Origin of the sequence: Butyrivibrio sp. LC3010 (assembly GCF_000424385.1) — a bacterium.
GTDB lineage: Bacteria > Bacillota > Clostridia > Lachnospirales > Lachnospiraceae > Butyrivibrio.
In genome coordinates this window covers 1-22,926 of the sequence record NZ_AUJU01000006.1, presented here as the reverse complement: position 1 = coordinate 22,926, position 22,926 = coordinate 1, and the positions used below count along the sequence as shown (strand labels likewise).

At 40.4% G+C, this 22,926-nt stretch carries 25 protein-coding genes; all 25 read left to right on the top strand.

What is annotated here, in order from left to right; all coding sequences use genetic code 11:
• Nucleotides 1–93: 93 nt before the first annotated feature.
• Nucleotides 94–573 carry a chemotaxis protein CheW gene (locus G622_RS0106005; protein WP_026509947.1) on the top strand — a complete coding sequence of 160 codons (480 nt, stop codon included), beginning with the start codon at nt 94–96 and terminating at the stop codon, nt 571–573.
• A gap of 93 nt (nt 574–666) precedes the next feature.
• A complete protein-coding gene (locus G622_RS0106000; RefSeq protein WP_026509946.1) occupies nt 667–1,305 on the top strand; it encodes a chemotaxis protein CheC in 639 nt (212 codons plus the stop codon).
• Between the two features lie 12 nt (nt 1,306–1,317).
• Complete coding sequence (locus G622_RS0105995; RefSeq protein ID WP_026509945.1) at nt 1,318–1,803, top strand: chemotaxis protein CheD; 486 nt, start codon at nt 1,318–1,320, stop codon at nt 1,801–1,803.
• Entirely contained in the window at nt 1,800–2,420 is a 621-nt protein-coding gene (locus tag G622_RS0105990) for a hypothetical protein (protein ID WP_026509944.1), read from the top strand. Before G622_RS0105995 ends, G622_RS0105990 begins: the two co-directional genes overlap by 4 nt.
• A gap of 16 nt (nt 2,421–2,436) precedes the next feature.
• Nucleotides 2,437–3,210, top strand: a complete 774-nt coding sequence (locus G622_RS0105985; RefSeq protein ID WP_026509943.1) for a FliA/WhiG family RNA polymerase sigma factor — start codon at nt 2,437–2,439, stop codon at nt 3,208–3,210.
• Between the two features lie 22 nt (nt 3,211–3,232).
• Nucleotides 3,233–4,816 carry a FapA family protein gene (locus G622_RS0105980; protein WP_026509942.1) on the top strand — a complete coding sequence of 528 codons (1,584 nt, stop codon included), beginning with the start codon at nt 3,233–3,235 and terminating at the stop codon, nt 4,814–4,816.
• Between the two features lie 71 nt (nt 4,817–4,887).
• Entirely contained in the window at nt 4,888–5,247 is a 360-nt protein-coding gene (locus tag G622_RS0105975) for a hypothetical protein (protein WP_026509941.1), read from the top strand.
• Between the two features lie 66 nt (nt 5,248–5,313).
• The gene (locus G622_RS24400) at nt 5,314–6,708 is read left to right on the top strand and encodes a DUF6115 domain-containing protein (protein WP_026509940.1); all 1,395 of its coding nucleotides are present in this window, start codon (nt 5,314–5,316) and stop codon (nt 6,706–6,708) included.
• Between the two features lie 142 nt (nt 6,709–6,850).
• Nucleotides 6,851–7,912, top strand: coding sequence for a hypothetical protein (locus G622_RS24395; RefSeq protein WP_026509939.1), 1,062 nt, complete (start codon nt 6,851–6,853; stop codon nt 7,910–7,912).
• Between the two features lie 222 nt (nt 7,913–8,134).
• Nucleotides 8,135–8,872 (top strand): 30S ribosomal protein S2, encoded by a 738-nt coding sequence (gene rpsB / locus G622_RS0105960; protein WP_026509938.1) that lies wholly within the window; start codon nt 8,135–8,137, stop codon nt 8,870–8,872.
• 92 nt (nt 8,873–8,964) lie between these two features.
• Entirely contained in the window at nt 8,965–9,915 is a 951-nt protein-coding gene (gene tsf / locus G622_RS0105955; RefSeq protein ID WP_026509937.1) for a translation elongation factor Ts, read from the top strand.
• A gap of 229 nt (nt 9,916–10,144) precedes the next feature.
• A complete protein-coding gene (locus G622_RS21850) occupies nt 10,145–10,909 on the top strand; it encodes a septum site-determining protein MinC (protein WP_049945712.1) in 765 nt (254 codons plus the stop codon).
• Nucleotides 10,910–10,926: 17 nt separating this feature from the next.
• The gene (minD, locus tag G622_RS0105945) at nt 10,927–11,715 is read left to right on the top strand and encodes a septum site-determining protein MinD (RefSeq protein ID WP_026509936.1); all 789 of its coding nucleotides are present in this window, start codon (nt 10,927–10,929) and stop codon (nt 11,713–11,715) included.
• A 15-nt stretch (nt 11,716–11,730) separates the two neighbouring features.
• Nucleotides 11,731–12,018: a cell division topological specificity factor MinE gene (gene minE / locus G622_RS0105940; protein ID WP_026509935.1), complete on the top strand. Its 288-nt coding sequence runs from the start codon at nt 11,731–11,733 to the stop codon at nt 12,016–12,018.
• A 200-nt stretch (nt 12,019–12,218) separates the two neighbouring features.
• Nucleotides 12,219–12,656 (top strand): MarR family winged helix-turn-helix transcriptional regulator, encoded by a 438-nt coding sequence (locus G622_RS0105935; RefSeq protein ID WP_026509934.1) that lies wholly within the window; start codon nt 12,219–12,221, stop codon nt 12,654–12,656.
• A 139-nt stretch (nt 12,657–12,795) separates the two neighbouring features.
• Nucleotides 12,796–14,733, top strand: a complete 1,938-nt coding sequence (locus tag G622_RS0105930; protein ID WP_242832967.1) for an NADH-quinone oxidoreductase subunit 5 family protein — start codon at nt 12,796–12,798, stop codon at nt 14,731–14,733.
• Nucleotides 14,733–15,605 carry a respiratory chain complex I subunit 1 family protein gene (locus G622_RS0105925; RefSeq protein WP_044912636.1) on the top strand — a complete coding sequence of 291 codons (873 nt, stop codon included), beginning with the start codon at nt 14,733–14,735 and terminating at the stop codon, nt 15,603–15,605. Before G622_RS0105930 ends, G622_RS0105925 begins: the two co-directional genes overlap by 1 nt.
• 10 nt (nt 15,606–15,615) lie before the next feature.
• Nucleotides 15,616–16,269 carry an NADH-quinone oxidoreductase subunit B family protein gene (locus tag G622_RS26825; RefSeq protein ID WP_026509931.1) on the top strand — a complete coding sequence of 218 codons (654 nt, stop codon included), beginning with the start codon at nt 15,616–15,618 and terminating at the stop codon, nt 16,267–16,269.
• Nucleotides 16,269–16,601, top strand: coding sequence for an NADH-quinone oxidoreductase subunit C (locus tag G622_RS0105915; RefSeq protein ID WP_026509930.1), 333 nt, complete (start codon nt 16,269–16,271; stop codon nt 16,599–16,601). Before G622_RS26825 ends, G622_RS0105915 begins: the two co-directional genes overlap by 1 nt.
• Before the next feature lie 102 nt (nt 16,602–16,703).
• A complete protein-coding gene (locus tag G622_RS0105910) occupies nt 16,704–17,789 on the top strand; it encodes a hydrogenase large subunit (RefSeq protein WP_026509929.1) in 1,086 nt (361 codons plus the stop codon).
• A 32-nt stretch (nt 17,790–17,821) separates the two neighbouring features.
• The gene (locus tag G622_RS0105905) at nt 17,822–18,364 is read left to right on the top strand and encodes a 4Fe-4S dicluster domain-containing protein (RefSeq protein WP_026509928.1); all 543 of its coding nucleotides are present in this window, start codon (nt 17,822–17,824) and stop codon (nt 18,362–18,364) included.
• A gap of 2 nt (nt 18,365–18,366) precedes the next feature.
• Nucleotides 18,367–20,856: a carbamoyltransferase HypF gene (gene hypF, locus G622_RS0105900; protein ID WP_044957227.1), complete on the top strand. Its 2,490-nt coding sequence runs from the start codon at nt 18,367–18,369 to the stop codon at nt 20,854–20,856.
• Between the two features lie 45 nt (nt 20,857–20,901).
• On the top strand, nt 20,902–21,114 hold the full coding sequence (locus tag G622_RS0105895) for a HypC/HybG/HupF family hydrogenase formation chaperone (RefSeq protein WP_026509926.1): 213 nt from the start codon (nt 20,902–20,904) through the stop codon (nt 21,112–21,114).
• Nucleotides 21,115–21,121: 7 nt separating this feature from the next.
• A complete protein-coding gene (gene hypD / locus G622_RS0105890) occupies nt 21,122–22,168 on the top strand; it encodes a hydrogenase formation protein HypD (protein ID WP_026509925.1) in 1,047 nt (348 codons plus the stop codon).
• Between the two features lie 29 nt (nt 22,169–22,197).
• Nucleotides 22,198–22,926 (top strand): hydrogenase expression/formation protein HypE (gene hypE, locus G622_RS0105885; RefSeq protein WP_026509924.1); only part of this gene is annotated, 729 nt, incomplete at its 3' end.

Here is a 22,926-nt window from a genome sequence, read left to right as displayed (position 1 = left end):
TCGTTATCGAACTTTGTTCTGGCGAGCGAAGTGAGAGCAGAACTTCTGTATTGAAGTAAGCAGAACTTCCTCATACAACGAAAGGATAATAATATGAATGAATTAAGAGATACACAGGATGTCGGCGAACTGATTCAGTATATTATCATCAAACTCGGCGACGAACAGTATGGAATAGATATTAAGTACATTGATAATATTGTACGCATGCAGCAGATAACAAGAGTTCCTCAGGTTGCTCATTATTTAAAGGGCGTTATCAACATTCGTGGTGTCATCGTTCCTGTGATGAGTCTTAGACTTAAGATGGACATGGCTCCCGATGAAATAACGGATAAGAGCAGAATTATTATTCTTAAAGCAGAAGAGGATACTCTTATTGGAATCATCGTAGACCAGGTTAATCAGGTTCTTACTCTTGGAAGCAAGAGTATTGAAAAGGTTACGTATAGCGCAGATAAAGGCAAGAAACTTAACAGCTTCATAAGTGGTGTAGGAAAATATGAAGGCGGGCTGGTTTCAATTCTTGATCTAAGTATGGTTGAGATGGAAGAAGACAAGGCAAAGGCATAATGGTTGAAGGAGTCGGTTACCGTTAGTGTACGTCTCTTTGGCGCTTGCGGTATCCGACAGGACTAAATTTACTTTTATAGAGGAGGAAGACCTTTGAGTGAGATGAGTTTGGAGAATATGTCTGACCAATACTTTGATGTTCTTAAGGAACTGGGAAATATTGGTGCGGGCAATGCAACAACTGCACTTGCACAAATGCTTGGTACAAAGGTAGATATGTCTGTACCACAGGTTAAGCTTCTTGATTTTAAAGATGTCGGTGACCTGATGGGCGGTGCTGAACAGATTATGACTGGTATTTACCTCGCTGTAGAGGGTGATATCAATGGTAGTATCATGTTTCTTCTTGGCATGAAGGCTGCAAGACACCTCGTAAATATGCTGATGGGAATCACTGATAAGGATGAGAATGTCCCGTTTGATGACACGGAACTTTCTGCAATCAAGGAAGTGGGAAATATCATCACTGGTTCCTACCTGAATTCACTTTCCATGATTACAAATTTGAAGCTCCTGCCTTCGGTACCTTTCCTGGCTATAGATATGGCTGGAGCAATTCTTTCAGTACCTGCAATTGAATTTGGTATGATGGGAGATAAGATTCTTCTTATCGAAACAAACTTTTTTGACACTGAAGTTCTCAGCGGATATTTCATCCTGCTGCCTGATGTAGACGGTTACAGTAAGATATTGACATCCCTCGGAATGGGAGATGTCAGCATTAGTGGATAAGGAGCTAAGTGAATGAGTCAAATTATCAAGGTTGGTATGGCCGATCTTAATATTTGTGTCAGTCCTGACGGAATCACGACACTTGGACTTGGCTCCTGTGTAGGGATTGCTGTAAGGGATCCGGTGACAAAAATAGGCGGTTTGGCGCACATTATGCTCCCTGATTCTAAGGAAATCAAGAATAATTCCAATATTCCAAAGTTTGCGGATACCGGAATTGATGAACTTATTAAGCAGGTTGTGGCAAAAGGTGCCAGCAAGTCTCGTCTTGTTGCAAAGATAGCTGGCGGAGCCCAAATGTTTGCGTTTAATTCAGGTAATGCGACCATGCGTGTCGGAGAAAGAAATGTTGCAGCTACTATAAAGAAACTTAAGGAACTTGGTATTCCGATTTTAGCTCAGGATACTGGCAATTCTTATGGACGTACTGTTATTTTCTATCCTGAAAATGGCAACTTTGTTATCAGGGCAGTGGGGAAACCGGAAAAGACGATATGAGTGCTGAAGACAATACTGAAGAAGTTAAAACCAAAAAAACAGTTGAAAAACAGACCAACGAAAATCAAGCTGATGAAGCCGGCGAGGAAACTCCTGAAATAGTTAATGAAGACAATACAGAGGAAGCGCCGGAAGAAGAAAAGAAGGAAAAAGAGAAAAAGTATCGTACAGAGACTATTACGATTACTGAAGCTCCTAAAACCAGGCTGATAACTGCTTTCGTAATGCTTGTGGGCAGTGGATTCATTGCAATCTATACAATGCTGCAGCATTACGAAATCGGAGCCTGGATAAGGACTCTCTTTGTGTCTGTAATTATTTTTTTCATTGTCGGCAGACTTTTTGAGCTATTGGTTGTTCATTTTGATACCCTTAATTCGGATAAAGAAAAAGCAATCAAGGCACAGGAAGATGCAATAGCTCAAAGACTGGCTGACGAAGAGGCTGCCCGCATTGCCGCTGAAGAAGCCGCAGAAGCAGAGCGCCTTGCAGCTGAAGAAGCTGAGAGGCTTGCAGCTGAGGAAGCAGAAGGAAATGAGAATAATACACCGGGTGAGTATGATTCATTCGGAGAAAGCGATGATTTCGATTTAGGTGGAGACCTTTCGGAATTTTAACAGGGATAATTAACTTATGGATGAAGCTGGAAGAAGTAAGCTTTGGAATGAATATCATAAGAATAAGGCACCTGAGCTCAGAGAAAAACTTATTTTGGAATACGCTCCGCTGGTGAAGCTCGTTGCAGGGCGCCTTTCCATGTATTTGGGATTTAATGTTGAGTACGATGATCTTGTGGGCTATGGAATTTTCGGACTTATTGACGCTATAGACAAATTTGACCTTATGAAGGATGTTAAATTTGAAACTTACGCCAGTGTCCGTATCAGAGGTGCCATTCTCGATCAGATCAGAAAAATGGACTGGATTCCCAGAACTATCAGGCAGAAGCAGAAGAAGATTGAGGCTGCCATTCACGAGATAGAAAAAGAGCAGGGACACCCTGCTACTGATACTGAAATAGCGTCTAAGCTGGGAATTTCTGATGATGAATATGTAAACTGGCAAAATCAGATGAAAGTCACAGGTGTTGTTTCCCTCAATGAGTTTATGGAACAGGGAAGCGATGTGCCTGAGGACACTAATAATCTTGCATCCAGTTTCGAAAAGCCTGAAGAGGCAATAGAAAAAGAAGAATTAAAGAAGATGCTGGCCGAGAGTCTTGCACTTCTTACCGATAAAGAAAAGAAGGTTATTTTGTTATATTATTACGAAGAACTTACTTTGAAAGAAATAAGTAATGTTCTCGAGGTTTCTGAATCCAGAGTATCACAACTTCATACAAGAGCACTTCAGAAGATGCGTGAAAAACTCGGAAAGTATATGGGAATTCTCACACAACTTGGCTGAACGCACGATTTAGGAGGGGATAATGAACGGTTACTTTCAGCTAATCACAATGCCCACATCCACAGGAATTAGAGTTTATGAGCCCACCGATGGCGGCGAGACTTTGAAATATGATGATGTAAAAGAATACCTTGATGAGAGAAAGGTCAGCTATAAACCGGCTATATTAAACGAGGCTATTACGGAAGCAACAGGAGAGATTGTTGTTTTAAACGATAATTCCTGTTTTCCAGAAAGAGAAAGCTATAAGCTTACGATTTCTCGAGACCGTATGGAGGCCTCGGTGTTTTTTTATGCGCCATCTGAAAATGCAGAATATATGAATCCACAGGAATTTCTGAATGACCTTGCATCCAGAAATATTGTGTACGGTATCGATGAAGAGGCGATATTTGAATATTTTTCACACAGAGAATACTGCAAAGAAATAGTTATTGCCAGGGGGACAAAAGTAAGAGAAGGCAGTAATGCGAAAATAGATTTACAGTTCAATGCCAATCTTCATGCAAAACCGGCCATGCGTGAGGACGGTAGCGTTGATTATTTTAACCTGAATATTATCAATCATGTTCATAAAGGGGAAGAACTGGCTATTCTTACGCCGGAAGATCCGGGTGATGCCGGGAGTAATATCTATGGAGAAGTACTAAGACCTCACCCTGTAAAACCCAAAAAGCTTGTTGCAGGCAAAAATACTTATCTTTCTGATGATGGTCTTATTTTGTATGCTGACACTGACGGACATGTTACTGTTAGAGATGGTAAAGTTACAGTCAGCAATGTAATTCAATTTGAGAATGTTGATGTTGCTACCGGTAACATAAATTACGACGGTAGTGTTGAGGTAAAAGGAACCGTAGCCGCAGGCTTTTCAATAAAGGCAGGAGCTAATATCCATGTTAAAGGTGCTGTCGAAGGCGCCAGTCTTACGGCAGGTAATGATATCATCCTTGAGCGTGGAATAAATGGCACTGGTAAAGGTGAGATAAAAGCCGGTGGTAATATAGTTACAAAATTCATTGAAAATGCTAAAGTAAGTGCTAAGGGGAGCATTACAAGCGAGAGTATATTACATTCCAATGTTTCCGCCGGAACTGAAATCCGTGTTTCCGGTAAAAAAGGATTCATAGCAGGTGGAAGAGTAACAGCCAGAGATAAGATAATTGCAAAGGATCTTGGAAGCGATATGGGTGCAACTACTATAATTGAAGTAGGTGCTGACCCAAGCATAAAGGTGAGAATCAGGGAGCTTCAAAAGGCAATATATGATTCAACGAAAAGGCTTGAAAACATAAGGCCTACAGTCGAAGCTGTAACCAAGAGACTCCGCAGTGGAAGCCGTTTGTCAGCAGAACAGACGAGGCAGGCTCAGCAACTTATTACTCAGAACAAAATTCTGACTTCTCAGATTGATAAGAATTCCAAAGAGCTTGAAGAATTGCAGCAAAAACTTGCTGATTCAAAGGAAGCGTATGTTGTCGTTGAGGGGACTGCATATCCCGGGATTACTATTCATATTGGGGATCAGCAGACAACGATTAAACTTGAATCTACTTATTGCAGATATGAGTTAAGAGATGGGAAAATTAAGACGGGTCCAATCTAATTATGTTGAGTAAATTTGTCGATATATAATACATGAAAAGGGGGAGATATAGCGGGAGAAGGGAGGTAAATATGTCGATAAACAGGATTGATTTTCAGGGCTCTGTTGTCAGAACAAATGATATTTCACAGATAAAAGCCAATGAAGATAATAAAGCATTTACTGATCAGAATGCTTTTCAAACGGAATTTAATAAAGAAGTTGACCAGAAATCAACTTCCGTAACGAAAAAAGAAAATGCTGATCAGAAGCAACAGGAAAAGCATGATGCCAGGGAAAAAGGAAAAAATGAGTACTTTGGTAATGGCGGCAAAGGAAGAAATCACTATAAATCTCCGGAAGAGCTTGAAAAATTGACGGAAACTCTTATCGGAGCTGATGGTAAGCCTTTGGATATGCATATTTCCTCAGGGTTTGACTTCAAAATTTAAACACTTTATAATACTAGATAATGTATTCTGAATGGGAGCGGAATACAAAATCAGAGTGGGGATTATATGATTAGCGTTACGGAAATAATTTTAATCGCTGCCGGGATCCTGGCGGTTATATTAGGGTATCTGATTCCTAACGGAAAAGATTCTTCAGGCTTTGATTTTGATGGGGCAAATCAAAGAATTAATGACATGGTTTCAAAGGCTATCAAGAATTCACAATCTCAGATTGATGATATGCTTGATGATTGCATGGAGGAAGCAATCAGTAAGGCTGAGCGCGCCATGGATCGTGTGACTAACGAGAAGATGTCTGCTATTAGTGAATATTCAGATACTGTCATGAATGATATCCATAAAAATCATGATGAAGTTGTTTTTATGTATGATATGTTGAATGACAAACACAAGAACCTCAAAAACACTGTTTCTGAGGCTAATCGTGCTGCAAAAGAGGTGAAGGAAGCAGAGGCTAAGCGTCAAGCAGAAATTGAGGCTGAAGCGAAGCGTAAGGCAGAGCTTGAGGCTGAAGCTAAAAAGCAGGCTAAACTTCGTGAAGAGGAAATGAAGAAGGCAAAACGCGAAGCTGAGGCAAGAAGGCTTGCTGAACTTGAGGAGGAAGCAAAACGTAAGGCTTTAATTGAGGCAGAAGCCAGAAGAAAGGCTAAGCTTGAAGCTGAAGCAAAGCGCCAGGCAGAGCTTGAGGCTGAGGCAAAGCGAAAAGCAGAGCTCGAAGCAGAGGCAAAGCGTCAGGCAGAGCTTGAAGCACAGGCAAAGCGACGCGCAGAGCTTGAAGCAGAAGAACAACGCCTTGCTGAGACTGAAGCTGAAAATCAGCGTCAGGCAGAGCTTGAAGCACAGGCCAGACGCCAGGCAGTTCTTGAAACAAAAGCGAAGCAGTTATCAGGATATGCAGCAGATACATTTGTAAATGATGAATATGATAATAATACAGGGAATATGGCTGTGATAACGCCTGAGAAGAATATACAGGGCACTCAGGAAGAAAGGTTTTATGATTCCGGTGCAAGTTCTCCGTTTGCTGATGAGCCGCATTTTTCATCACTTTCAGATATACTTGACAGAGCAGATGCTGCGGCTGCAGCAAAAACCAATAACAGGGTTATCGGAACTGACACAGCTATGAATAATGCTGAGGACGATGGATATTATTATGATGATTATCTTGACGAAGATGAATATAATAATGTAGAAGTTCCTGCAAAGGTAGTTTCAATCAGCGATGCTCCGAGGAAGAAGGCAGAAGTAGTTGAAGAGACTAAGGCTAAGGATTCTGTAAGTGATCCTGTTTCCAGAAATCAGAAAATTTTAGATATGCATAAAGCCGGTAAATCAGCCGTAGTTATTGCCAGAGAGTTAAGACTTGGAATCGGTGAGGTAAAGCTGGTTATAGACCTTGCAGGTAAGCATAAGAAAAGCCGTACTTCAATAATGTAAATGATTTTGGTAATGCATTTCAGATAGATCTTTAGTAATAAAGTATGATTCTTGTGGGCTATTTCCTCTTTTACCCGCAAGAAGTCATTATTTTATTCTAAATAAATAAAATAACAGCTCCGGGGGAAGCAGATAATTAACTATGAAACTAAAATACTATTTAAGAGGACTTGGACTTGGCACAGTTCTTACGGCGATCATAATGGGAGTTGTGCTTGGAAAACCGAGTAAGAATATCACGGATGCGGAAGTCATAAAAAGAGCAAAACAGCTTGGAATGGTTGAGGCTGAAAGCACATTATCAAGTTATTCGGAATCATCAAAAAATCCGGAGGAATCAGACGAAAATGTTTACAGTTCATCCAATAAGGAAGTGGATAAAGAAGGAGAAGAAATATCTGAAGAAGTCCACGAAGGGGAGCCTGAAGCAGGTGATGCAGTTTCGCAAGTGGTACAGGAAGCGCAAAAGAGTGGTGAAACTGGAGAAAGCAGTGAAAGCGTTGAACCCGAAGAAGATGTTAAGCTCGCTTCTAATGAAGCTGGTGGCACAGTTTCGACAGATGTGGTCGAGGCGAAAGGACAGGAAGGCATCGGAGCAGGCACAAATGATGCTTCAAATGGAGCAGTCGCAAAAGCTTCAGAAAAAGCAGATGAAAGCAGCTCTGAAACAGTAAATACAGCCGCAGAAACAACGATAATTACTGATGAATCCAATGCGCAGAATTCCGGGCAGTCAGATAATACTGAAAACGCTAATAATACAGCTTCTGTAAATAATACTGAAAACGCTAATAATACAGCTTCTGTAAATAATGCTGAAGCTACCAATAATACTGTTCCTGCCAATAGTACTGAAGCCGCTAATAATTCGACTTCAGCAAATAATGCTGAAGCAGTGAAAAACAGCGAGCCTGTTAAAAATGAAGAACCTGTGCAGAGTGATACTGAAGTTCAAGGCACGGAAACGTCTTCAGATTCATCAGCTGCCGGCAATGATATCAATTATATCGTTGTTGATCTTCCAAGCGGAAGTGAATCAGATGACTGTGCAAGAATCCTCAGGGAGGCAGGAGTTATCGATGATGGGGTGGGTTTTAACAAATATCTCATAAGCAGCGGTCAGGACAGACGTATAAGATCAGGCTCCAAGCAAATTCCCAAGGGAGCATCCTTTGAGGAAATAGCAGCAATAATAACAAAATAAAAGCTTGTCAAAAGCCCAAAATCATGGTATTCTAATGAGGCTGTGAGCGTTTGGGCTTTTATTATGCCCATTTTTAGCTGACAGAGTCACAAATAAACACGCACATCCAGATTTTATCCGGTGTCCTTTTGGGGATAGGATGAGATGCTTTCGAAGGAAATAACGCCCCTTCGGTTACAAAGTAACAGATGCGCGGAAGATTAACCAAATGGAGGTAATAACATGAGCGTTGTATCAATGAAACAGTTACTTGAGGCAGGTGTACACTTTGGTCATCAGACAAGAAGATGGAACCCTAAGATGGCTCCTTACATCTTCACAGAGAGAAATGGTATCCATATCATCGATCTTCAGAAGTCAGTTGTAAAGGTTGACGAGGCTTATAAGGCAGTATTTGAGATCGCTTCACAGGGTGGTACAGTTCTTTTTGTTGGTACAAAGAAGCAGGCACAGGATGCAGTTAAGACTGAGGCTGAGCGTTGCGGTATGTACTATGTAAACGAGAGATGGCTTGGCGGTATGCTTACAAACTTCCGTACAATCCAGAGCAGAATCGAGCGTCTTAAGAAGCTTGAGAAGATGCAGGAAGATGGAACATTTGATGTTCTTCCCAAGAAGGAAGTTGCACAGCTCAAGAAAGAATATGAAAAGCTTGACAAGGTTCTTGGCGGAATCCGCGACATGAAGAGAATCCCTGATGCTATTTTTGTAGTAGATCCTAAGAAGGAAAGAATCTGCATCCAGGAAGCTGAGGCACTTGGAATCACACTTATCGGTATCGGTGATACAAACTGTGATCCTGATGAACTTGATTTCATCATCCCTGGTAACGATGATGCTATCCGTGCAGTAAAGCTTCTTGTTGGCAAGATGGCTGATGCTGTTATCGAAGCTAATCAGGGTGCTGAGAACCTCACATCTGAGGAGCAGGCTACTGAGGAAGAGGCTACTGAAGAGTAATTCTTTAGAATTTAGTCTGGCTCAGCCTTATGGCTGAGCGTATTATCAAAAAAAGAAAACTTTATATTATTTATAATTGGAGGACTTAATAGATGGCTATTACAGCAGCAATGGTTAAAGAGTTACGTGAGTCTACCGGTGCAGGCATGATGGAGTGCAAAAAGGCACTTACTGAGACTAACGGTGATATGGATGCAGCAGTAGAATTCCTTAGAAAAAATGGTCAGGCTAAGGCTGAGAAAAAGGCTAGCAGAATCGCAGCTGAAGGTCTTACAAGAGTAGCTGTAAAGGATGATAAGACAGCAGCTGTTGTAGAGGTTAACTCAGAGACCGATTTCGTTGCAAAGAACGAGCAGTTCCAGAATTTCGTAGAAGCAGTTGCTAAGCAGGCTGCTGAGACAGATTCTAAGGATATGGATAGCTTCATGGCTGAGAAGTGGATCCTTGACGGTTCTAAGACTGTTCAGGAAGCACTTGTTGAGATCACAGCTGTTATCAGTGAGAAGATCAGTATCCGTCGTTTTGAGAAAGTTGTAGCTGAGAACGGTGTTGTTGTTCCTTACGTTCATGGTGGCGGAAGAATTTCAGTTCTTGTAGAAGCTGATACAGATGTTGTCAACGACAATATCAAGGATGCTCTTAAGAACGTTGCAATGCAGATTGCAGCTCTTTATCCTAAGTATGTTGATATGAATGATGTTCCTCAGGAATTCAAGGATCATGAGAAAGAAATTCTTCTTGCTCAGGCTACAAAGGAAAATGAAGAGCTTCCTGAAGGCAAGAGAAAGCCTCAGCAGATCATCGAGAAAATGCTTGTTGGTCGTCTCCAGAAAGAGCTTAAAGAGATCTGCCTTAATGAGCAGGTATATGTAAAGGCTGAGGATGGCAAACAGACAGTTGCTCAGTACATAGCTCAGGTTGCTAAAGAGAATGGTGCAAACCTTTCAATTAAGCGTTTCATTCGTTTTGAGACCGGTGAAGGCATCGAGAAGAGAGAAGAGAACTTCGCTGAAGAGGTTGCTAAGCAGGCAGGAATGCAGTAATTCCTATTTATTTCATTAGAAATAAACTGCTCCGCAAGGATTATTTTAAATGTGATTGCCCTTGCCGTTAAGCTGACGGCAGGGGCTTTTATACATATAAAATGTTAACAAGCTAAAGTTTTGCTGGGAGCATGTTACCGTCCATGAACAAAGTGAATGGTACGGTATCCGTATCCGACCAGAATTAATCAGATATAAACTATCGTTTATAGAGGAGGAATTGGTACAGATGGGAGTAGTTAATCTGAAAGGTACAAGCTCCGGTATTATACTGGAACTTGATCCAAAACTTCCTTTTGACGTTCTGATCACGGAAATAGCTAATAAGTTTCGCGAATCCCGTTCATTTTTGGGGAAAGCCTCTATGGGAATCATCGTTAGGGGCAGGACTATAATTGATGAAGAGGAAAATGAAATTTTAGGTGCTATTAACGAAAACAGTGATATAAATGTCACATGTGTTTTAAGGGAAGATCCTGAAACGGACAAAATATTTGCCAGTTATATAAAGGAAGAGGTGCCGGAAGTTGTCGAACCAGCAGTGACTCAGGAAGTGCAACAGGAGACCTCATTTGATGAGGAAAAACTTATAGAAGATAAGAATTCAGCTATAATTCATGCCGGAAATCTGAGATCGGGACAATCAATAACCTATGATAAGAGCGTTATTATAATGGGTGATGTTAAGCCTGGTGCATCTGTTAATTCCAAAGGCAGCATATTTGTTCTTGGGGCATTAAGGGGAAGTGCTTATGCCGGTACAGATGGTAATGAGAATGCATTTGTTATGGCTCTTGAGTTTAATCCCCTGCAGGTTAGAATTGCCAATTCAATAGCAATTTCACCTGATTCTGAGACAGGGCCAAAATTAAAAGTGAGAAGGTTCAGGAAAACCGCTACGGTTAAGAACACTGAAGTAGCATACATTTTAAATGGCCACATTGTAAAAGATATTTACGGCGCAGCGTTTTTGCGCGATAATCGATTTATATAAGTAATACGGAGGATGGAATGGGAGAAGTAATAGTAGTAACATCCGGCAAAGGTGGTGTCGGAAAAACAACAACTACAGCAAATATCGGTACTGGACTTGCTAAACTTAATAAGAAAGTAGTACTGATAGATACTGATATAGGCCTTAGAAATCTTGATGTTGTTATGGGCCTTGAAAACAGAATAGTCTATAACCTGGTAGACGTAGTTGAGGGAAGCTGCAAAGTTAAGCAGGCTATGATAAGAGATAAAAGATTTGATACTCTTTTCCTTCTTCCTGCTGCACAGACTAAGGATAAGACCAGTGTAACACCTGATCAGATGAAGAAACTTGCAGATGATCTCAAACAGGAATTTGACTACGTTATTATGGATTGCCCTGCAGGAATTGAGCAGGGATTTAAGAATGCTATAGCAGGAGCTGAGAGAGCGATTGTTGTAACTACTCCGGAGGTTTCAGCCGTAAGAGATGCAGACAGAATAATCGGTCTTCTCGAAGCTAATGAAATTGGAAAAACTCAGCTTATAGTTAACAGATTAAGACCTGATATGGTTAAGCGTGGCGACATGATGAGCGCTGAAGATGTTATTGATATTCTTGCTGTTGACCTTTTGGGCGTAGTACCTGATGATGAGAATATTGTTATTGCTACAAATAATGGTGAACCACTTGCTGGTGACAGTTCACTTGCAGGTCAGGCATATATGAACATCTGCCGCAGAATACTTGGTGAGACCGTACCATTCCTTAATCTGGAGGATAAAAAAGGCTTATTTGCAGCAATAGCAAGTGTTTTTCGTAAGTGATAAGGGGGATAGGGCATGAAACTGACAGATATTTTCAAGAAAAAGTCTTCAGGACAGGCTGCCAAGGACCGTCTAAAGCTGGTTCTTGTTTCAGACAGATCAAGCTGCTCTCCCGAAATCATGGAGAAAATCAAGAATGATATTCTCGACGTATTATCAAAATATGTTGAGGTAGATCAGGCAGGGCTTGATATTAAGTTGACTCAGATGGATACTGAGGGAGCTGATACTGATGCAAAGAGCGTTCCTGCACTGTATGCTAATATTCCTATCAGGAATATGAAGCACACAGCAAAAGACTAATGCAGATAGTGTGTTTCTTTTAAATTCTTTATTATGTAAAGGGTGCTTTAGGGCATCCTTTTAATATGAAGAATTTACTTTAAATTTTGATTATATTTTTATAAAAAACATTGAAAAAAACAGAGATTATTGATATTATACAGTAGAAAGTATTATTGTACGCAATTAAATATATATTATTTGAATTATTAGGAGGAAAAATGAGTAAAGAAAATTATGATGGATTAAAACTGGAGAATCAGTTATGCTTTCCGCTATATGCATGTTCTAAGGAGATCATCAGAGCATATAAGCCTTTTTTGGATGAGGTGGATTTGACATACACCCAGTACATAACCATGATGGTTTTATGGGATAAAAAGGAAATGAACGTAAAGTCACTTGGAGAGTGCCTGTATCTCGATTCTGGTACACTTACACCTGTGCTTAAGAAACTTGAGAGCAAAGGCTACCTTAAGAGAACCAGGTCTAAGACTGACGAGAGAAACCTTCTTGTATCAATTACAAAAGAGGGAGAAGCACTTAAAGAAAAGGCAAAGGACATTCCTTCTAAGATAGGTGGATGTGTCAGACTTTCTGAAAATGATGCCAAAGAACTCTATAGATTGCTCTACATGGTCATTGATAATGTACGCTAATTATTTATGAAAAATTTGTTTTAATTATAATAATTTTTTATGTAAAATTTCATAATTTGTGGTAGTATATTTAAGGCATGTTTTGAGCTCTTTTGCTTATAGACTGTTAATATTTTATCCTGAAAGGGGTGGAGATTCTTTGACTATTTCAATTCTTAAAGCAGTGAGTTTCCTTATTCTATTTCCGTTTGTGATTGCAGTAATGATGTTCTGCATAAGGAATTCATCTCTACTGCGTAATTTTGTTGCAATTGTGGGCGGATTCAGCGTTATGGCTACGGCAATCATGGTGGGTATCAGAGTACTTTCCATGAAAGGCACAACGCGTAATACATATCTGACTTCAACTGCACCCCATGACCATATAATAATGGGAGGAGAACTCCTTTTGATGGCCATAGTTATTTTCCTGAGTTTAAAGTATAAAAAGTATTATGCGATACTTTTATCAATGATCGGAACAATTCCGGTTTTGGCTATGGATCTCTCAGGTTATGCTGTTGAGGGGAATGCTCATTTAAGGGTGGATTTCCTTTCCGCAGTAATGATCCTTATCGTTGGTATAGTTGGTATCCTTATTTGTATCTACGCTGTTGGATATATGAAGGATTATCATAACCATCATACTGATGTAGAGGACAGATCAAATTACTTCCTTGCACTTTTATTCGTCTTCATTGGTGCTATGTTTGGTCTTATTGTTTCTGATAATCTTGGATGGATTTATTTCTTCTGGGAAATCACAAGTGTATGTTCTTTCCTTCTTATTGGATATACAAGAACAGAAGAGGCTGTTAATAACAGCTTCAGAGCATTATGGATGAACTTGCTGGGTGGATGCGGCTTTGCAGCTGCTCTTTTACTTTGCAATTTCAAATTTGGCATTTCAAATCTGAGTCAGCTTACAGCAATCATACCAAGACAGAACATGGTTGTAATGGTACCTGTTACTCTGATTGCTTTTGCTGCGCTTACAAAGAGTGCGCAGTTCCCTTTCTCCAGATGGCTTCTTGGAGCGATGGTTGCACCTACACCCAGTAGTGCACTTCTTCATTCAGCTACAATGGTTAAGATTGGTGTGTATATGCTTATCAGACTTTCACCCATGCTCAAAGGAACCTTTACAGGTGTCATGATCACAGTTATAGGTGGATTTACATTCTTTGCCGCTTCACTTCTTGCAATTACTGTTAGTGACGGTAAAAAGGTACTTGCTTATTCAACAATATCAAACCTTGGACTTATTACAGCCTGCGCAGGCACAGGAACCACAGAAGGTGTCTGGGCTGCTACAATGCTTATACTGTTCCATGCTGTCTCCAAGTCACTTCTGTTCCAGACAGTTGGTGATATTGAGAACTGCATGCATAGCCGTGATATAGAAGACATGCATGGTCTTATTATCAAGCTTCCAAAGCTTGCATTCATTATGATCATTGGAATCTGTGGAATGTTCATGGCTCCTTTTGGAATGCTTGTATCAAAGTGGGCAGCTCTTAAGTCATTCGTTGATTCCAATTCTGTATGGCTTGTTCTGTTCCTTGTATTTGGTTCAGGTTCTACACTTTTCTACTGGGCTAAATGGCTTGGAAAGATTTGTACTGTAATTCATCAGTCATATGAGCTTGAAGACATCACTCCTAAGAGTGAGATGATTTCGCTTATACCTCTTACATGTATGATCATTGTTATGTGTTTTGCATTTCCTAAGATGTCTGACATAATGATACAGCCTATTCTTAATGAGGCATTCCATAAGAACATACCTAATGTTATCGGTGGTTCTGATGTTATCATCATGATGATCATGGTTGCCATGATATTTGCTATTCCGATTGGAAGCAGATTACTTGCAATTGGTAAGAAGAGTAAGATGACTATGTCTTATGTAGCCGGTGTTAACGCTGGTGATGACAGACATTATATCGATTCATTCGGTAAGGCCAGACCGCTTTATATGTCAAACTGGTACATGACAGAATATTTTGGAGAGGATAAGCTTCTTGCTCCCAGTATTGTAATCTCTGCAATAATTGTGATTGTAATGCTGATAATTGTATGCGGAGGTGCTTTCTAATGGTTATGACAACAGTTATAAAGGTAGTTCTTTATATTTTACTTGCTCCTATTATTGGAGGACTCATGGAAGGTATCGACCGTGTTGTTTCTGCTCGTATGCAGAGAAGACAGGGCCCACCGCTTTTACAGCCCTTCTATGATGTCTATAAGCTTCTTGCAAAACAGACAACCGTTGTTAACAGCATTCAGGTTCTGTTTGTTATAGCTTATCTGATATTTACCATATTTACCGGTTCGCTTTTCTTTGGCGGCGGTGATATGCTGCTTGTATTTTTCGCTCTTTCAATGTCAGAGGTAATGATGGTACTTGCTGCATATTCAACAAATGGTCCTTACAGTGCACTTGGTGCCAATCGTGAGCTTTTGCAGATGATGTGCTATGAGCCCATGATTCTCCTTGTTGCAATCGGATTCTATGAAGCTAACGGAAGCTTCATGGTTAATGATCTTGTACAGGCTGCTAATCCGGCTATTTACAAGATCCCGGGTATGCTTATTGGATTTTTGTTTATCTTAACAATAAAATTCAGAAAATCTCCTTTTGACATGAGTACATCTCATCACGCACACCAGGAGATGGTTAAGGGTCTTACATCAGATATCTCAGGTACCAACCTTGCATTTTATGAGATAGCAGAGTGGTATGATGAGGTACTTATGATGGGTATTGTTGCTATGTTCTTTATTTACAACAACCCTATCAGTATAGTTTGGGCTCTTATTGCATGTGTAATTTTCTATCTTATGGAGACACTGATAGATAATGTATTTCCTCGTGTTAAATACATGGCAATGCTTGTCAGCAGCTGGGTTGTAATTCTTGTTAGTGCAGGAACAAACCTTCTTATCCTCAGTGTAATAGGTAAATAAAGGAGAAACTATGAAAATTTCAAAATCACCCTGGGTGTTACATTATGATGGATCCAGTTGCAATGGATGTGATATTGAGGTTCTTGCAACAATGACTCCACTTTATGACGTTGAAAGATTCGGAATTATAAATACAGGAAATCCTAAGCATGCAGATATTCTTCTTCTTACAGGAGGAATTAATGCCCAGACAGCACCTGTTGTCAGACAGCTTTACAATCAGATGCCTGATCCTAAGGTAGTTATTGCCTGCGGTATCTGTTCATGTGACGGAGGTATTTTTAAGGAGTGCTACAACATTTTAGGAGGATCAGATAAAGTTGTTCCTGTTGATGTTTATGTACCCGGTTGTGCTGTAAGACCTGAAGCACTTATTGATGGTGTCGTTAAGGCACTTGCAATTCTTGAAGAAAAGAGAATTAAGGTTAAGGAATCAATGAAGCAGGGTTACTGCACAGTTGATTACAGTAAGATTGCAGTACGTATGAAGGCAGAGGATTATGATCCTGCTACACAGTATGATGCTGTTCTTACAGAAGAAGCACTTCGTGAGCAGGCTGAAGCTAAGATTGCTCAGACTGCAAAACCGGCACCTAAGCCGGCAGCACCTGCGGCAGCGGCACCTGCAGCTGCACCTAAAAAGGATGAAGGAGGAAACGCCTGATGAATATGGATTTAAAGATTGTTAAGGCGGAAGAAATCATCGACGAGGCGCAGAGACTTAAGTTTGATGGATATCATCTTATGCAGCAGTGTGCAACACGTACCGCTGATGGTTATGAACTTGTTTACAGCTTTGGCAAAGCATTAGAGGTTTGCCAGGTTAAAATTATACTTGCGGAAGATCAGCCTATTAACAGTATAAGCCATGTATTTCCATGTGCTTTTCTTTATGAGAATGAAATGCATGATCTGTTTGGAATAGATATTCAGATGATCAGTCTTGATTATAAAGGCTCATTCTACCGCACTGCGATAGAAACACCATTTAAGTAATTGCTTGGCGAAGTTTTCATGAGCTTAGCGTACCACTTAGTTCCCATATAATTGGTTACGGAACTAAGTGGTGATAATAACGAATTAGAAAGAGGAGATTCTATGTCAACTAGAAGTGTAATTCCTTTTGGACCTCAGCATCCTGTTTTGCCGGAGCCCATTCACCTTGATCTGGTATTAGAGGATGAGAAAGTTGTTCAGGCTATTCCTTCCATCGGATTTATACATCGTGGCTTGGAGAAGCTTGTAGATAAAAAAGATTTTCATGAAATGGTTTATGTCGCAGAGCGAATCTGCGGTATATGTTCACTTGGACATGGCCTTGGTTACTGTGATGCTGTAGAGCACATCATGGATCTTGAGGTGCCGGACAGAGCAAAATACCTTAGAACTATGCTCTCTGAGCTTAGCAGAATGCATTCACACATGCTTTGGCTTGGTCTTCTTGCAGATGCATTTGGATTTGAATCATTATACATGGAATGCTGGAGAATAAGAGAAGAAATTCTCGATATGTTTGAAATTGCAACAGGTGGTCGTGTTATCTTTTCAATAATGAAAATTGGCGGACTTAGAAGAGATATACCTGATGATATGCTCAGAGATTTCCGTCAGAGACTTGACAGCATCAAGGAAGGCCTTGATATAGTTGCAAAGCCTTTTATAGATGACGTGGCAGTTAAGAACAGACTTGTTGATGTTGGTATTCTTACTCCTGAGAAGGCAGATTTACTTGGAACAGCAGGTCCTTTCCTTCGTGCCAGCGGAATCGCCCGTGATATCAGATCAACAGGATATTGTGCATATGGTGATATCGACTTCGAGCCTATTATCAGTACAGGTTGTGATTCTTACGCACGTACTGAGGTTCGTATAAAGGAGATATATCAGGCAATCGATATTATGCGTCAGTGTATTGATAAGATGCCTGCAGGCCCCGTTGATATTCCGGTTAAGCCTAATCAGTTCCCTAACGGCGAATATATGGCAAGAATAGAACAGCCCAGAGGGGAAGCTCTTTACTATGTAAAGGCTAACGGAAGCAAATTTATCGATCGTATGAGAGTAAGAACTCCCACATTTGCTAATATACCTGCACTTGTAGACGTTCTTGCCGGATGTGATCTTGCAGATGTGCCGATTCTTGTACTTACTATTGATCCTTGTATCAGTTGTACAGAGCGCTAACGCTAACACAGAATGAAAGAAGGTAGGAAGATTTGAGTCTTATAAATTTTAATACACAAGTAATTAAAAATCTGTTCTCAAAGCCTGCGACTCGTAAATATCCATTTGAGCCGAAGGAATATCCTGAGCGTACACGCGGACATGTACAAAATGATATGGACGTATGTATTCTTTGCGGTCTTTGTTCCATAAAGTGTCCTACACATGCTATCACAGTTGATAAGGCAGCCAAGACCTGGTCTATCAGACCTATGAGTTGCATTCAGTGCAGATGCTGTGTAGATAATTGCCCTAAGAAATGCCTTTCAATGGATACACATTTCACGGAGCCCGGTTCTGAGAAGGTTACAAAGACTTTCAAGCAGTCAGAAAAAGCTATTGCAGCACAGGAAGCTCTTATGAAAGCAGCTAAGGAGCGTGCAGCAGCCGCAGCTGCAGCAAAGGCAAAAGCAGCAGGAAATGCGGCCCCTGCAGCAGGAAATGCAGCGCAGCAGCCTGCAAAGCCAGCAATGACCGGTGCAGAACAGCTTGCAGCAGCTGCTAAGAAAGCACAGGCAGAGAAAAAGGACGAATAAAAATGATAGCACTAATCCGTGTTTCGGGAGCTGTACAGGGTATAGGGTACAGACCTTTCGTAGCAGAGCTTGCAACTAAATATGAGCTCAAAGGAGAAGTGAAAAATCTTGGCGGTATTGTAGAGATAATTGTGGATGGTGGTGAAAAAAACATAAGCTCATTTAAAGATAAGCTTTGGACTTCATCACCCTCCGGCAGTATTATTGTTAACATATCTTTAGAATATCTTAATGAGACTGAACCGGAATGTCTAAAAGACAGTTCCGGTTTTCGTATTGTTGAGAGTAGTGATGATGAGGATAATACCTACATTCCTGTTTTTCCACCGGATATCGGTATATGTGATAGGTGTCTTTATGAACTACAGGATAAAAATGACAGAAGATATGGATATCCGCTTATCAGTTGTGCATCCTGCGGGCCAAGATTCAGCATTTTGCAAAAGCTTCCCTACGACAGAGAGACGACCACAATGGGCGTCTTTTCGATGTGTCCGGAATGTGCAAAAGAATATAAGATGGGTAGACGCAGACATGCGCAAACCATATCATGTCATAATTGCGGTCCTCAGCTTAAGTTTTTAAGACCAGATAATTTAAACATAGAAGGCAATGAGGACGCTATCAGTGCAGCTGTTGAATTGCTAAGGAATGGCGGCATTATTGGACTTAAAGGAATAGGTGGTTATCAGTTACTTGCAGATCCATATAATTATGATGCAGTGAGTAAACTAAGAGAAATAAAAGGCAGAGAACGAAAACCCTTTGCTGTTATGTTTGATTCCATATCAGATATAAGAGAAAAGTGTGAAGTGTCGGAGCTGGAAGAAAAATACTTATGTTCATCTGCAAGGCCGATAGTTCTTCTTGATAAGAAGGCAAAGAAAATACTGAAGGCTAAATATCATTTACCTGAGGAATTGAATTTATCAGCAAAAGAGACTGAATTCTCCGAAAATGTCTGCGGTGAATCAAGGCAGATAGGAGCCTTTTTACCTTCAAGCGGTATTCATAAAATGATTACTGTGCAATTAAAAGCCATAATTGCAACCAGTGGTAATATATCCGGCGAGCCTATGATTATTTCTGATGATATATTTAGAGAGAAATTTTTGGATAAGATTGATGGGATTTTGTATTACGACAGAGAAATTCTAAGGCCCTTAGATGATTCTGTTCTGCAGATTATAAGACGCTGTGACAATACTGAAGTCCCGAGATTTATAAGAAGAGCACGAGGATATGTGCCTACTCCTGTTTTTCTCAAAAACAGACTGAAATGTAGAAACTTATATCATTCCTTTGGAGCTGATTTAAAAAATACGTTTTCAATAGGATACGGCGACAGAATTGTCATGAGCCAGTTTCTCGGAGATATGGAGAATTATGGGATTTTAAAGCTACAACAAAAGGAAGTTGAAGAATTTGATGCTATTTTCAGAACAGATAAATTAGATATTAAGGATGAGATAATTGTCTCCGATATGCATCCTGGATATCATTCATCCAAGCTTGCAGATTTATATGCCAGAAACAGGATGACATGTATATCTGATATGCATGCTCGTAATGGGCAGACATCAATTCAGGATGATAACGTACGAATAGAATGCATACAGATTCAGCATCATCATGCCCACGTAGGTTCAGTTATGGCTGAGAATGGTCTCACGGAGTGCATAGGCGTTGCATTTGACGGCACGGGATTTGGAGAGGACAAAACCATATGGGGAAGTGAATTTATGCTTTGCCGCAGTGGTGAATTTGTAAGAGAGGGATATCTTAAGCCTGTTCATTTGGTAGGACAGGATGAAGGAATGAAAAATGCAGCAATAGCGGCAGCATGTTACCTTGTTGAATATGATAAGGAGATTCCTTCTGATATTATGGAGCCTGGCGAGTCAAATCTCATCAGAGCTGCAATCAGTAATAATATAAATTCTTACCCGAATTCCGGAATGGGGAGACTTTTTGATGCCATTAGCTGTATTTTGAGGGTGTGCAAATATAATTCCTATGAGGGTGAATGTGCCATAAGACTCCAAAATCTGGCTGAAGAATACATTGAAGATGTAATAAACTGCTCTGATATAGATGATAAAAATCGTATAAATGTATTTCAAAATATGTCTCATTTACCGAAAACACCACTAATAGATATCAATTACCTAACAGGTGAAATGGATGTATCCGAATTGTTGGAATTTTTCCTGAACTCAAGAGATAGTGGTGATGCTGGGAAGCTGGCTTACATCTTTCATTATTCTCTTGCAGATGCTGTGAGAAAAAGGTGCATTCGTTTGCGGGAAAAATATGGTATCAGCACGGTATGCCTTTCCGGAGGAGTGTTTGCAAACAGGCTCCTTCTCGCAATGTGTGAGAAGTTCCTTTCAGATCTTGATTTTGTGGTATACTATAACAGCATTTTACCTACAAATGATGGTGGGATTTCAGCAGGGCAGATTTATCTGGCTGATTTGAGACAATATTGAACTTTACATTAACTGTAAAGTGTTTATAAGAAAGAGGATAAAAATATGTGCGTAGCATTACCGGGACGCGTTACAAGTATTGACGGAACCAAGGCGACTGTTGATTTTTCAGGGAACACAGTTGAAGCCGAGGCAGGACTTGTGAAGATTAAAATAGGTGACAGAGTGCTTGTTCATGCAGGATGTATCATTCAGACAATGAGTGATGCGGAAGCTGACGAGATAGAAGAACTGTTTAAGGAAATAGAGGATCTTTAATTTATATATGGATAAACTTGAGTATATAAAGGAACAATTAAAAAACTATGATGGCGAAGAACTCAGATTTATGGAGGTTTGCGGTACTCATACAGCAGCAATTTCTGAAAATGGAATTCCGAACCTTCTGTCTCCGAAAATACATCTTATTTCTGGACCGGGGTGTCCTGTATGCGTCACAGTTACTGCAGTGATAGACAGGCTCTGTGAATTATCCATGACTGAGAATACTTATGTTCTTACCTTTGGAGATCTGATAAGGGTCAGAGGAAGCAAGATGAGCCTTGCGGATGCAAGAGCCGAGGGTGGGCATGTGGAGATGCTGTATTCCCCCATGGATGCAGTGAAAATGGCTATCGAACGGAAGGACAGAAATTATGTTTTTGCTGCGATAGGTTTCGAAACCACTACTCCTGTATATGCCATGGTTCTTGAAGAAGCAATCAGGCAGGGAGTCAGAAATCTGAAGCTTTTGACATCATTAAAGACAATGCCGGAGGTTATCAGATGGGTTTGTAATAATACTGATAATATCGATGGATTTCTTGCTCCCGGACATGTATCAGTTGTTACGGGATCTAAGTTATTCAAGGAGTTATCGGAAGAACTTGATATGCCATTTGTAGTAGCAGGATTTGAAGGCCAGGGACTCCTTGCTGCAATTTATGCTCTTATGAAGCTGAAAGGTCATTCAGGCTTTAAGAATATGTATAAGAGCGTAGTTACGGAAAATGGAAATGGGGAAGCAAGAAGAGCAGTCAGCAAGTATTTTGAAAAATGTGATGCTTCCTGGAGAGGTATGGGACTTATACCGGGTTCAGGTATGAGGCTTAAAGAGGAATTTCTTCAATTTGACGCAGGAAGTTATGGACTTGATGATGATCATATGCCGCCGGGATGCAGCTGTGCTAAGGTTTTGACCGGAGAAATATCCCCGGATGAATGTCCTCTTTTTGGAAAGATGTGCTCACCGCAGGATCCTCACGGTGCATGCATGGTATCTACGGAGGGCAGCTGCTATAACTATTTTATATCTGGAAGAACAAAAAGATAATTGTAAGTACATTTGGAGTTGATTAGGAAATGAAAGTAACAATGGCACACGGAAGCGGTGGAGCTTCCACGTCAGAACTTATTGAAAATATATTTGCAAAGCATTTTAAAAACGAATATCTGGACCGCATGGAGGATTCCGCGGTTGTTCCCGGAAATGAGAGATTAGCGGTTACAACAGACAGCTTTGTTGTGACACCTTACTTTTTCCCTGGTGGAGATATAGGAAGATTGTCTGTATGTGGTACTGTAAATGATCTTCTTATGAGCGGAGCTACTCCCAAGTATCTTACCTGTGGATGCATACTTGAAGAAGGCATGGATCTGGATGACCTTGATAAAATCATAGCTTCTATGGCAAAAACTGCAGAAGAAGCCGGTGTGTCAATCGTTACGGGAGATACAAAGGTTGTTGAAAAACGTGGAGATTTTGGCGGTATAATGATAAATACTTCCGGAGTCGGATTCGTACCTGAAGGTTTATCATTATCACCATCAGGCTGTAAGGATGGAGATGTGATCATTGTATCCGGTAATCTTGGAGATCACCATGCAGCCATTCTTTCAGGCAGAATGAATATTAAAAACAATATTAAATCTGATAATGCTCCTCTTGTACAGATGGTAACAGGACTCATTAATGAGAATATAAAGCTTCATGCAATGAGAGACGTTACAAGAGGTGGTCTTGGTACCGTACTTCATGAGTTCGCTAATGCTTCTTCCTGCGAAATTCATCTTTATCAGGACAGACTTCCT